Source organism: Psychrobacillus soli (assembly GCF_006861775.1).
Lineage (GTDB): Bacteria > Bacillota > Bacilli > Bacillales_A > Planococcaceae > Psychrobacillus > Psychrobacillus soli.
In genome coordinates, this window is record NZ_VDGG01000039.1 from 1 (window position 1) to 13,336 (window position 13,336).

A 13,336-nucleotide genomic window follows, 5' to 3' on the forward strand; every position below is an offset into this window, starting at 1 on the left:
TTTTCGCTGCTGGGAGGCGACTCCAGTGGAGGCCAACAGGATGTTGGTCACGAAGGCGTTGCCACACGATGTGGCGTTTTTAGCCTTTGTTCCTCTGTGTGAGCAAAATGAGACTTCTCAGGCGGACTTCTCAGGCGCGGCGGTGAAGGCTCATCGCTCACCCCACGGAAAGCGTCCGCCCAGCAGCGGAAATCCCAGCGGACACTCATTTTCAACCCACTACCACGCAGTATCCTTATACTGCAGACCTATATAAAGGCGACCTATAAAGAACATTGTATTTATTTTAAAAGTACTTCAACTTCTTCTGCTGGGATTGGGCGACTTATGTAGTAACCTTGAGCAGCATCGCAGCCCATTTGTTTTAACAGCATATATTGTTCCTCCGTCTCTACACCTTCCGCCACCACATCAACGTCCAAAGATTGACCAAACTGGATTAATCCTTGGACAAGCTTTTGTAATTTTTCTTGCTGCATAATAGAACTCACAAATGATTTATCAATTTTCAACTTGCTAATCGGAAGAAGTTGCAAATATCTGAGCGATGCATATCCCGTACCGAAATCATCCAAAACAAAAACAACCCCGTCTTTTTGTAACGTTTGCATTTGCTGAATAATAGACTTTTCGGCTTCTGCTTCAAGTGCGAACTTTTCGGTAAACTCAATTTGTAACAGATTTGGTGAGCAATTGTACTTCTCTAAAACTTTGCGAATGGTTTTTACCATATTTTTATCACGAAATTCTCGAATGGATGAGTTAAAGCTTACTTTAATCGGTATCCCTTTTTGCTGCCAAATAGCCGCTTGCTCACAAACTTTTTCCAACATAAAAGCACCGATATCATTGATTAATCCAGTTTCTTCGGCAATTGGTATTAGTTCTTCGGGAGAAACGATTCCAAGTATATCATCTTCCCAGCGTACGAGTGCTTCAACTGCTGTAATCTGATTTGTTAATACATCCTTTTGTGGTAAATAGAGTACATGAAGATTATGGTGATTTAATGCTTCCAATAACCGTTTTTCAATTTGCGCACGACGAGTAAGTTTGTGATGATCAGATGGGGAAAGGCTTGCAATCATGCCACCACCTTCTAATTTCACTTGTTGAATTTTTGCATCCGTTGCTTTCAATAAGTGCAAATAGGATTGTTGATCTTCTGGGTATCTAGTAATGGCTCCACTAACCGTTATAGGAACAACCTTATTGTCTAGATAAATCGGGTTTTGCTTTAAATAATGAATGAATCCTTGTATGTACCATTCACTTAAAGTTGTAATGACTGCAAATTCATCTCTTCCGGCTCTAGCGATAATGGATTCTTCAAAATAGATTTTCAATCTTTTTGTAAACTCATTTAATAATTGAGATTCGGTTTGATCGTTGAATATTTCTTTTAACGTATAAAATTGATCGATAGTAAGGAAAACAAAGGAGAAGTATTTGTCATGTTGAATATGTTCATCCACAACTTTCTCTAAACGATGTCTACTCATTAGACCGGTTTCTGTATCTACATAAGCAATTTGTTCAAGGTGGGATTGTAATAATTTCTTTTCTGTAATTTCTTCTTCCAATAACAAATGGTATAGCGTATTATTCTCTGTATTAGTAATTGGTAGTGCGATTAAATCTACCCAATAACTCTCTCCGTCTTTTGTCGTTTTTTCGACTGTGCCTTGGAAAATTTCACCTTTTTGTAATTTGTTGATAATTTTATCTGCAATGGCAATGTGATGCGGGGAATTAGGGAATAGCTGCCAAAAAGATTTTCCGACGATTCGTTTCGGTGTCCAATTGCTTTTTTTTAAAAACATTCCATTCGCATGAAGGATTAAACCTTCATTGTCTAAATAAGCAACCATAAAAGAATTAGATAACGCTTTTTTTATTAATTGTAACTCGGTAAAAGAAGATTCTTCTGTATCTTGTATTGAATTGGATTCAATTTGAAAGAAAACATAATAATCATCGTTTATGAAGATTGACTTTGCGACGATAGATGTTTTCGTAGGGTGTCTATCTTTAGAGTAAAGAATAACAGGACTGAAGCGAACTGGATCTGCTTGATGTAGGATCGTTTCCCAATTAGCAGTAAGGTGCCCATAGGTGTGCTCATTAAACAATGGTACTCTAGGCCCTTGCAAATCTTCTAAATGATATCCGAATTGCTTTTCGGCTTCTTGGCTCCACCAAATAATATGACCGTCCCTATTTGTCATAAAGGTTGGGAAAGGTAAATGACTAAAAACAGTGTTACTTAGATCAAATAATTCATCTTTTAGGTACATATTAACGGCTCCTTTAAATAATTTATATTCATTATATAGAAAATACATAAAATAGTCATTAAAATAGAACAATATATTCATTTAAAAATAATTTTCAGGTATATGGTACTAGGTAAATATGAGCAATAAAATGGAGGACAGGGAAATGGGACGATGGAAAGGGATAGTATTAATTATTTTGGGGTCTATGTTGTGGGGAGCCTCTGGACCGATGATGGAATGGGTATTAAAAGAAAGTAACTTATCTGTTCCTTTTTTTCTTACAGTCCGATTAATAGTAGCAGGAGTGTGCATATTAGCATTTTTAAAAATAAAAGGAAAGCCCATTTATACTATATGGAAAGAGAAAAGTTGGCTAAAGCAATTAATCATTTTTGGTATTTTCGGTATGCTCGGTGTTCAGTACACTTTTGTTGCGGCAATTGAGGCGAGTAATGCGTCTATTGCAACATTACTGCAATTTTTGGGACCTATTTATATTGTGGTATTTCTTTCGTGGAAGAGTAAGATGTTTCCTCCTAAATATCAAATCATCGGTATTATCGGAACGCTTGTTGGGTTGTTTTTTTTATTAACAAACGCCAAATTCGATCAGTTATTAATAAGTAATGAAGCGCTTTTTTGGGGGTTAGCAGTTGGTGTTGCATTTTCTGTTTATACGGTTTATCCTGCAAGGCTTATGAAAGAGTGGGGAGTCCTCATCATCGTTGGATGGGGGATGTTAATAGGGGGCGTAGTACTAGCATTCATCTCTCAAATTTGGCGTTCAAATGAGTGGGAAGTCCTTGCAAGTTACCCGTTTAACTTAATGACTTTTATCATTATCCTTATTGCAACGATTGCTTTTATACTCTTTTTAACAAGTATGAAGTACATCACACCAGTGGAAACTAGTATTCTATCGAGTATGGAACCATTAACTGCTATGGTTATTTCCGTTATTTGGTTAGGACAAGTTTTCGGTGCTTGGCAATATGTTGGGGTAGTCGTGATGCTTGTTTTCGTCACATGGCTTTCAATCGCTGGTAAAATTAAATGGAAACGAAAAGGAAAGATGGCTAATTGAAGCCATCTTTTTCTATGCTGCTAACTTTTTTCAAGTAACATAAGTTATAGCGATTTATATCTTATACGTGATATAGGGGTAATGCGTCAAAGTGAGTTAAACGAAGTATCCGCTGTGATTTTCGCTGCAGGCGGTGAAAATCAATGGAAAATGCTAACTTATCAAGGTCTACTAGTAACAAAAAGTGGTTGAACGAGACAATATCCACTACGAACACGACAAATAAGACTAGCAGATATAGCTTGGCAAGTTCGGCAGGCTTTGTGACATATTATTCCTATAATATGTCGAAATCATCGTTGTCTCACTCCAAGTAAACTTGTTATTTTAAGAATTGGTTGCTCTCACCGGCAATTTGGTTGCTCTCATGCTGATTTTAGTTGCTCTCATGCTGATTTTAGTTGCTTTCGTACTGAAATTAGTTGCTTTCAATAGCTTTTTGATTGCTCTTATCCATTCTTTGGAATTTATTAATTAATAACTACATAACATTGGAATTTTGCACGACGGTGTGAGACCCTGCAAGAGCGTTAGTGACGTAGCGGCTCGTCACTCGCCCGGCGGAAATATAGCGGTCACCTGATAAAGCTTTTTACGAGGCATTATCCCTATTATGTGCGTCAATCGTTTCCATTTGCTAAATCGCTCTAGAGACAGGCGCTTGGACTTTTTTCTATATGTTGTCTTTGTGTTATGGCATAATAGACTCTATATAGAAATAATTCGAGTAGCGAAGAATCTAGGGGTGTTGTATTTGTGAAGACGATTTTTTCTTATTTATCGCCATATAAGTCGCTTGTTGTGATTGCGTTACTACTTATGTTAGTAGAGCTTTCTGTAGAGCTTGTACAGCCTTTGTTAATAGCAACGATTATTGATGATGGAATACTAGCAGGTGATCGGCAGATTATTATTTTTTGGGGAATTATTATGCTTGGGATATCGGTAATAGCTTTTTTAGCGGGAATCATTAATACATTCATCGCATCCCATGTAGTGCAAAGTTATGGGTTTGATATTCGTCAGGCGTTATTCAAGAAAGTACAATCGTTTACGATGGCAACTTTTCTAACGTTTCCTTCTTCTAGCTTAATAACGCGGTTAACGAATGATGTGACGATCACACAAAACTTAATATTCATGGGGCTTCGTATAATGCTTCGAGCACCACTATTAGTCGTAGGAAGCATTATTATGTCCTTTTTTGTTCATGCTTATCTAGCTATGTTTTTAGTAATGGGAGCACCCATTTTAATCCTTTTCCTTTTTCTTATGAGTAGAAAAGGGCTTACACTTTTTGGAAAAGTACAAAGAAGCGTGGACCATGTAACACGTAAGGTACAAGAAAATTTGCAAGCGGTCCGTCTCATAAAAGCATATTTGCGTGGTAATTTCGAATCGACTCGATTTGCCTCTGTTGCAGACATATTAAAAATGGATAATGTGAAAGCATTCCGTATTATGGAGCTCATTTTACCTGTTCTTTTATTTGTCATGAATGTAAGTTTAATGGCAGTGCTTTGGTTTGGAGCAAAAGAAATACAAACAGGAGATACGAAGATGGGGGATCTTGTTGCGATCGTCAACTATGCAATGCGTATGACGGGTGCATTCTCGATGTTTTCTTTCATTATTATATTTTTCTCCAGGGCAAAGGCTTCAGCAGAACGTATGGAAGAGGTTTTAGTTGTCGATAAAGGAATCGAAGAAATGAGCAAAGATACTGCGAATGCTGTCCCTAAGAAGGGAGAAATTGAATTTCAGCATGTTTCTTTTTATTACCCAACGACCAATATACCTGTCCTAAAAGATGTTTCTTTTTCTTTAGAATCGGGTACCAAACTTGCGATTATGGGGGCAACAGGTTCAGGCAAGTCGACGCTAATAAACTTAATACCACGCTTTTTTGATGCGACTGAAGGAGAAATTTGGATTGATGGAGTAGAAGTAAAAGAATGGCCACTAAAAGAGCTAAGACAAACAATTGGGCTTGTTCCACAACAATCCATTCTTTTTACAGGAAGTATTGAAGAAAATTTAGGATGGGGAGATTCAACTGCTTCTGGAGAAACCCTTAAAGAAGCGGCGATACAAGCGCAAATTCACCATTCTATTGAACATTTCCCGGACCAATATGATACGAGAGTTGGTCAAAAAGGAGTCAATTTATCTGGTGGTCAAAAACAAAGATTGTCCATTGCACGTGCATTAGTACGAAAACCAGAAATTTTATTATTGGATGATAGTACGAGTGCATTAGATGTATCGACTGAAAATGCTTTATGGGAAGCTTTAGAACAAGAAAATGCAACGATGCTTGTCGTTACGCAAAAAATAAGAACCGCAAAAGGCGCGGATCAAATTCTTTTGCTAGAAGAAGGGAAAGTTTCGGCATATGGTACGCATGAACAGCTGATGGAAAGTTCCTCTTTATATAGAGAAATTGCAGAATCACAGCAGGAGGGCGGCGGACATGATGAACTTCATTCGTAAACCTTTTGGATATGAACCTATTGTGACGAAGGAAGATTTGAAGAAAGACTATAAGAAAAAAGTGGAGAAGGCATCTGATTGGAAAGGCGTTCTCAGTCGTTTATGGAAGCTAGTAGATGAGAAACGTTTTTTATTGATTATGGTGCTTTTATTAGTCATAGCTAGTTCCGCTTTAGCCTTATTTGGACCGTATTTAATCGGTATTATTATCGATAAATACATTGCTAAAAGTGTTTTTGCAGGACTGGCCAATATAATTGGATTATTGATCATCGTGTATGTGTTTTTATCTGTCACGATGTATTTACAAAGTTATTGGATGATTGGTATTGCTCAGCAAACAATTTACAGATTGAGAACAGGATTGTTTAATCATTTACAAAAGCTACCTGTATCATTTTTTGATAAACGACAACATGGGGAATTAATGAGCAGGATGACGAATGATATAGAAAACGTCAGTCAAACATTAAATTCTTCTTTTATACAAGTATTTTCAAGTGTGTTAACTTTAGTCGGAACGACGGTTGTCATGCTTCTATTAAGCCCATTGATGACTGTTATCACGCTAATTATTGTGCCTTTTATGTTTTTTGCGATGCGCTGGATCACGAGACGTACGTCCAAATTATTTAAAGAACAACAAAAAGCACTTGGAGAACTAAATGGAATGATTGAAGAAACCGTTTCTGGTCAACGAATCGTCAAAGCATTTTCTCAAGAGACTCGTATGTTAGAGGAATTTGCAGTGAAAAGTGAGCGTTTAAAACGAACTGGATTTTGGGCACTTACTTATTCAGGGTTTATCCCCAAAGTGATGAACTTTTTAAATAATATGAGTTTTACACTCGTTGCGGCAGCTGGAGGGATCCTTGCGTTTTATGGGCATATATCGATTGGAGAAATTGTTATTTTCACCGAATACGCACGTCAATTTACGCGTCCTCTAAATGATTTAGCGAACCAGTTTAATACTGTGTTATCAGCAATTGCAGGTGCGGAGCGTGTTTTTGCAATTATGGATGAACCGGAAGAAATAGATGCGGCAAATGATCATCAAGACTATAAATTGAAAGGAAATGTAACATTCGAGGATGTTTCATTTTGGTACAATAAAAACGATGATAACCCGACAATTGAGGATGTCTCTTTCCATGTAGAAGCAGGACAAACAGCTGCTTTAGTTGGGGCTACTGGTGCAGGGAAAACGACCATCATGCAACTTCTTGCTCGTTTTTATGAAGTAAATGGAGGAAGCATTTTAATAGACGGTATTCCTATGGAGAAGTTGCCAAGGCATACATTGCGAAGTCAAACGGCATTTGTTCTGCAAGACCCATTTCTTTTTGAAATGACCGTACGGGAAAATATACGATACGGCAAATTAAATGCGACAGATGAAGAAGTCATGACAGCAGCTAAAGAAGCAAATGCGCATGAATTTATACTGAAATTACCAAATGGATATGACACTATTTTAACGGCAGACGGTGGAGAAATTAGCCAAGGTCAAAAGCAATTATTATCCATTGCAAGAGCGCTTGTTGCCGACCCTGCAATTCTACTATTAGACGAAGCTACATCGAGTATTGATACGGTTACAGAACTGAAAATACAAGAAGCACTAGAACGGTTAATGAAAGGCAGAACAAGCTTCGTTATTGCGCATCGTTTGAATACGGTACGTAAGGCAGATCTTATATTTGTAATGGAAAATGGAAAGCTGATAGAATCAGGACCCCAAGAAGAGTTGCTACAAAAACGAGGAAGATATTATAATATGTTAACGAATACGAAGATTTAAGGAGAGTTTTATGGATATTTCTATTATGACCGTATCGATTCCATTAGATGGCGATACAATGCAAGAGGTAAAAGAATTACTTCAGGAAGACACGGAAAACTACGATTCGCTTTTAAGCGTTCATGAGTTAACAGATTTTCATTTAAAAGGTTTTTGTGTACTAGCATATGACGATGAAACGGATAAACTAGTAGGCGTGTTATCGGCCATCGACCGACTAGAAACAGGTGAATTTGAGTGGGGTGCTGTAGTTTCACCGCCGATTCGTAAGCGGGGAATAGGTACAGGGCTCTTTGAGGAGTTAGGGAGAAACTTAGCACTTCGCAAAGCAACATTTGATTTAGCTTTAGTACCGGAAGAATCACAAGTAGGGCGGGAATGGTTGGAAACACTTAACTATGTACATGATTTCTCTGAGCGAACAATGGTGGCAAGGGCAGAAGCGATTTTGAATTGTAATGAAATAGAAATCATTCCTTACAGCAAAAATGAGTCCCAATTAATCGAAGTGCTCATCAGCGCTTTTGGCGATTCAGTAGAAGAAGCTATGAACTTTATAGCATTTAACACGCAAACGCCGAATCGCAAACTAATGATCGCTACATTGGAAAATAGAGTAGTAGGCACCGTTACGATTGCGGACGATTCCGATAAGTTATGGGTGACGGGACTCGGTGTACATGAGCATGCTCGTGGAAAAGGGATTGCTACTGCTATGTTAAACTGGGCGAAAAATGAAGCGTTTTACTTAGGAAAAGAAACTATTTACTTAGACGTGGAAATAGATAATGATACAGCATTATCCGTTTATGAAAAGGTAGGATTCGAAACAATACAGCATACACATTTCTATCAAAAAAGGTGACCCAATTCGGGTCGCCTTTTTTGAAGAATAAGAAAGTATAAAATCTTCCTTTTCATAAACCCAGTGTCTCGGCTGTTTTGGAGTAAAGGATCGATTCCATAACACTGTTGATTTCCGTTCCAGGCGGACGCTTTCCGCGGGGGGAGCGATGAGCCATCACCGCTGCTTCGCGTACGTTGTGATATCTCATCTTTCTCACTCATCCCACTGGAGTCGCCGCCTTCCACTACAATCAAGCAAATGTTTTCTAATCAATCATAAAAGAAAGAATAACTAAAAGATAAGTATATAATTTTTGAGTGCATAAAATCACTTGTACTTGGAAGGATAGGAAAATGCAGTGGATTGTACATAAGGTAGAGGGGATGGATCTATTAGCTAGTAAGAATCTAAAAGAAGAGCATTTCAGCTAATTTTCTTCTATTGGTAAAAGAGTATATGACCCAAAAATAGTTAGCATCTATTGTATAGAGGAGCTACTTGGGCACCCGAAATTGCATCTTTGGGTGCTTTTTTTATAAGTTGGAAAGCGTCTTTTCACTCATTATCCAAAAAGAACTTAACCTTATTCGTATAGTTGAAGGAAGGCGACGGACAGACAAACGCCATAAGATTACCGAGAAAAGAGAGGCTGGTCGTGACTAACGTCACGACCAACCTCTCTTTTCTCGGTAATNCGTGACGTTAGTCACGACCAGCCTCTCTTAAAAATCAATCGGTAATGATATAGCAAAAAGTCTGTCCAAAGACCTCAGAAAACGTTACAAAACAGGTTTTGTACTTAGAGGGTACTTGCACTTTTCTTAAAATTTAATGCTAGACGATAGCGAACACGGCAAAGATCAGAAACTTCTCTTAATTGGAACTTACAAACGGAGGTAGCACATCTTCAAATAATGTCCAATCCGCTTTCATTTCTTCATCCGTTAACAAGCAAGCATTTAACGCAGCCTCTATTTCTTCTTTATCCATATCCATGCCGATAAAAACAATTTCAGTTTGACGATCCCCATATTCATCATCCCATCTACTTGAAATGGCGCAATCTTCCTCGAAAATCTGTTGCTGCTGCACTTTAGGAAGTGTCGCTATCCAGTAACCGGCACCTTGGAACTGAATAGAGGAACCAGCTTGAGAAAGTAAACCAGCCATTTTATTTCTTGAGGCTAACCAAAAGAAGCCTTTTGAGCGAACGATTTCTTGGGGGAAGTTGCTTAACCATTGTTCCCATCTTTTCGGATGGAATGGGCGCTTTCTTTTATAAACAAACGAACTAATCCCATACTCCTCGGTTTCTGGGACATGTTCTTCGTTCAATTCTTTTATCCAGCCAGCACCGCTTGAAGCTTTTTCAAAATCAAATAAATGACGATTAAGTAGAACAGAAGTATCTATTACACCATTTTCAATGAGGTGAATTTCCGCATCTGGATTCATTTTTCGCAAGAATGCTTGAAAAGCTTCTGCATATTCAGGTGTTACTAAATCTATTTTCGATACTAGTAAAATATCCGCAAACTCGATTTGATCGATTAATAAATCCGAAACATCCCGCTGGTCGTACTCATCATCCGTTTGTTTTCGCTCAAGTAAAGTTTCCCCGCTTTCATAATCAGTCCAAAAACGAAATGCATCTACTACCGTTATCATTGCATCTAACTTGCAAAACTTGGATAAGTCAATTCCCACTTCATCATCAATATATGTAAATGTTTGAGCAACAGGTATTGGTTCAGAAATACCTGTCGATTCGATAACGATATAATCGATATCTCCTTGCTTTGCTAGCTTTTCTACTTCAATCATTAAATCTTCTCTTAGTGTGCAGCAAATACATCCATTTGTTAGCTCCACAAGTTTTTCTTCGGTTCTAGAAAATCCACCATCTTGGATAAGCTGGGAGTCAATATTAATTTCGCTCATATCATTGACGATGACTGCAATTTTCTTTCCGTCTTTATTGGCAAGTAAATGATTGAGTACTGTTGTTTTTCCTGCTCCTAGATATCCACTTAACACTGTAACTGGAATTTGTGTTTGTATAGTCATTTTATTCTCCTTCATTTAAATCGTAATGGTTACGATTTAAATAATAAACGATGGAAAAGAAGAATGCAAGTAGAAAAGAGACAACTTTTTACAATCTCCTAACATAATTTCAATATGGACTACATAAACTTTCTATAGGATGAATGGTGAAGAGAACGTTCAATCGAAAAGGAGAGATACTTATTGGGTTTGAATGAACGCAATGTAACGATGAAAGTTTCGAATAAACGGTTGAATACTTTACAATTTAGTTCTATTAGAAAGAAAGTACATACAAGCCTACAATGGTTTATTATGAAAAAAGCTAGACCCCCGAGACTTAAATATATTCCGCTTCCTCCGAGGAAGTGAATAGATACACGTCATCTCACATCTGGAGATGGCGTTTTCCTTTTGGAAAAAAGTATAATCAATAAAAGAGGAGGCGATTTTACATGAAAATTTATGCGCATAGAGGATGTTCAGGGACATATCCAGAAAATACGGTCGCTGCATTTTTAAAGCTGCGGCATGATTGCAGATACACGGTGTAGAGTTTGATGTACATATGACAAAGGACGGGGAGCTTGTTGTCATTCATGATGAATGGATTGATCGCACGTCGAATGGGAAAGGTTTCGTTAAGGATTTACCACTTAAAGAATTAAAGGCATATGATTTTGGCGTATGGTTTTTTCCCGACTTTAAAGGTGAAAAAATTCCTACTTTGAGAGAGACATTGTATGTCTTTAAAGACACGCCTAATAGAGTCGGCGTTTCTTTTCTAAGTGAATAAAATCGTTTTTTCAGTAAGTCTAAATAATCATAGCAGGACGTGCAAGCTCCTGAGCTTCTTTCACCGAAGAGACAAAAGAATTCCATTCAATAACGGATTCTAAAACCTCAAAAACGTCTAATTTTCCCCTTTTGCTTTGATTAAAGCTTGTCCGATGTTCGTAAAGTGTATAACTTTCTCATTCCCCCCTCTGTTAGGATAGACGTTGTACGAGGCTAACGTGATATGATTAAGTAAATTACACGGAGGTCGTACGATATGACAAGACAAAATGGAACACGTTACACGCAAGAACGAAAAACAGAAATCATTGGGCGTATGATGCCGCCAAACAATGAAGCGGTGGTGCAAATCTCCAAAGAAGAATGCATTTCGGAAGTGACGCTGTACAAGTGGCGAAAGGAAGCTCGCATAGCTGGAACCGCAACGCCAGGCAACGGACAAACAAGCGACAAATGGAACAGTCAAGATAAGTTTTTAATCGTGATGGGAACGTTTGCGATGAATGAGTTGGAGATCGCGGAGTATTGCCGTAAAAAGGGCTTAGACTGGGAACAGATTGAAGCATGGAAACTCGTCTGTCTTCAAGCTAATGGACAGGCATTTGATCAATCGAAACAGTTGAATGTGCAGCTGAAAGAAGAACAGAAATATGCGAAAGCGTTAGAAAAAGGCCTACAAAAAAGGAGAAAGCATTGGCGGAAGCTTTGGCATTACTACTTCTTAGAAAAAAGACCAAGCGATTTAGGGCGACGGGGAGGACGAATGATTGACCCGGCAAATCGCACACTAGCCGTGAAATTAATAGCCAATCAAATGGTGTACGATTAGCGAAGGCTTGTCAGGAGCTACACATCAACGTGAGGACGTATGAATGGTGGCGTGAAAGTCGATCAGCGACCACTTACAAAACGTCCCATACCCCAAAAAAGTTGTCCCCGGAAGAAAGGACCACATCAGGGTTTTGGAACACTCGAAGAATCAAGGATATGGGCAGCAAAATTTGTCCATTAGTACAACGAAGTTCATTTACATAGCGAGCTTAACTTCGTAACACCTATACAATGTCACACTGGGGCACATGTGGGCATACTAGAAAACCGAAAAGAAGTGTATGAATCGGCAAAAGAAAGACAGCCAGAACGTTGGGCACGGGATACAAGAAACTGGACACTAGGCCAGCAAGCACAGTGCGGTAGCCAAAACAGAATTAGGATTTACAAGATTCTAAGAGTATGTAATTTAAAGATGCTAAACTAGCTAAATGCGGCAACTATATTGACAAACACAGTGTTCGTGCTTTATGCTCTAAACTTGAATTTTAAAATTGATTCAATCTTTTGACAGTGAAAGATACTAGAAAACTAAAACTGGATATAACTTATTTTATTGATTTATCTAGTAAAAGGTTTAAAACAACAATATTGAGAGGGGAATTTAAGTGAATTCGCTTGCTTATGCTATTTTAGGAGTTGTATCTAGAACACCAGTATCGGGATATGATCTAGGAAAACGTTTGGAGTTATTATGGGCGGCTAATTTGAGTCAAATTTATCCAATTCTTTCGAAGTTAGAAGAAAAAGAGTTAGTTAGATACGAATTAATTGAACAAATAGGAAAGCCGAATAAAAAGAAATATTATGTTACAGAAAAAGGTACTCAAAAATTGAGAACTTGGATCCAGGAAATCCCTGCAGAACCAATTATCCGTGATGAATTTATTATTAAATTCTATTCAATTTGGCTCACTGATTCGGAAGTAGCAATCCAATTATTAAATAACCGAAAGAAGATCTATCTCAAAAAGCAACAACATTTCTCGGAAGAAGTTAAAAAGATGGAGGAAGATCCAACGATTGATCCAACAGATAAGACGTTAAACCATTTTAGTAGGTACTTATTGTTAACGAGAAGAATTCGAATTTTTCAGTTTGAATTGGATTGGTGTGACGATGTACTTCGTTTAATAAATCAACATAATTGAAAA

9 protein-coding genes and 1 pseudogene are annotated in these 13,336 nt (G+C 37.9%); 7 read left to right on the top strand and 3 right to left on the bottom strand.

The window, feature by feature from the left end; genetic code table 11:
* Positions 1-281: 281 nt before the first annotated feature.
* Positions 282-2,297 (bottom strand): EAL domain-containing protein, encoded by a 2,016-nt coding sequence (locus FG383_RS15690; protein ID WP_142608339.1) that lies wholly within the window; start codon positions 2,295-2,297, stop codon positions 282-284.
* A 145-nt stretch (positions 2,298-2,442) separates the two neighbouring features.
* Between FG383_RS15690 and FG383_RS15695 the strand changes: the two genes are divergently transcribed.
* The 4 genes from FG383_RS15695 to FG383_RS15710 all read left to right on the top strand — a co-directional run bounded on the left by FG383_RS15695 (position 2,443) and on the right by FG383_RS15710 (position 8,525).
* Positions 2,443-3,363 carry a DMT family transporter gene (locus FG383_RS15695; protein ID WP_142608340.1) on the top strand — a complete coding sequence of 307 codons (921 nt, stop codon included), beginning with the start codon at positions 2,443-2,445 and terminating at the stop codon, positions 3,361-3,363.
* 756 nt (positions 3,364-4,119) lie between these two features.
* Positions 4,120-5,856 (top strand): ABC transporter ATP-binding protein, encoded by a 1,737-nt coding sequence (locus tag FG383_RS15700; RefSeq protein ID WP_142608341.1) that lies wholly within the window; start codon positions 4,120-4,122, stop codon positions 5,854-5,856.
* On the top strand, positions 5,840-7,660 hold the full coding sequence (locus FG383_RS15705; RefSeq protein ID WP_142608360.1) for an ABC transporter ATP-binding protein: 1,821 nt from the start codon (positions 5,840-5,842) through the stop codon (positions 7,658-7,660). Before FG383_RS15700 ends, FG383_RS15705 begins: the two co-directional genes overlap by 17 nt.
* A 10-nt stretch (positions 7,661-7,670) precedes the next feature.
* Positions 7,671-8,525, top strand: a complete 855-nt coding sequence (locus FG383_RS15710) for a GNAT family N-acetyltransferase (RefSeq protein ID WP_142608342.1) — start codon at positions 7,671-7,673, stop codon at positions 8,523-8,525.
* A gap of 855 nt (positions 8,526-9,380) precedes the next feature.
* On the opposite strand, the gene FG383_RS15715 is transcribed toward FG383_RS15710, so the two are convergent.
* Positions 9,381-10,568 (bottom strand): GTP-binding protein, encoded by a 1,188-nt coding sequence (locus tag FG383_RS15715; RefSeq protein ID WP_142608361.1) that lies wholly within the window; start codon positions 10,566-10,568, stop codon positions 9,381-9,383.
* Positions 10,569-11,121: 553 nt separating this feature from the next.
* Between FG383_RS15715 and FG383_RS15720 the strand changes: the two genes are divergently transcribed.
* Positions 11,122-11,349, top strand: coding sequence for a glycerophosphodiester phosphodiesterase family protein (locus FG383_RS15720; protein ID WP_425467653.1), 228 nt, complete (start codon positions 11,122-11,124; stop codon positions 11,347-11,349).
* On the opposite strand, the pseudogene FG383_RS15725 reads toward FG383_RS15720, so the two are convergent.
* Positions 11,310-11,532 (bottom strand): annotated as a pseudogene (locus tag FG383_RS15725) (hypothetical protein); the annotation flags it as partial. The gene FG383_RS15720 and the pseudogene FG383_RS15725 overlap by 40 nt on opposite strands.
* A gap of 75 nt (positions 11,533-11,607) precedes the next feature.
* Between FG383_RS15725 and FG383_RS21385 the strand changes: the two are divergent.
* Both FG383_RS21385 and FG383_RS15735 read left to right on the top strand, forming a co-directional pair.
* Positions 11,608-12,180 carry a hypothetical protein gene (locus tag FG383_RS21385; protein ID WP_246097031.1) on the top strand — a complete coding sequence of 191 codons (573 nt, stop codon included), beginning with the start codon at positions 11,608-11,610 and terminating at the stop codon, positions 12,178-12,180.
* Between the two features lie 610 nt (positions 12,181-12,790).
* Complete coding sequence (locus FG383_RS15735; RefSeq protein WP_142608343.1) at positions 12,791-13,333, top strand: PadR family transcriptional regulator; 543 nt, start codon at positions 12,791-12,793, stop codon at positions 13,331-13,333.
* The last annotated feature ends 3 nt before the right edge of the window (positions 13,334-13,336 follow it).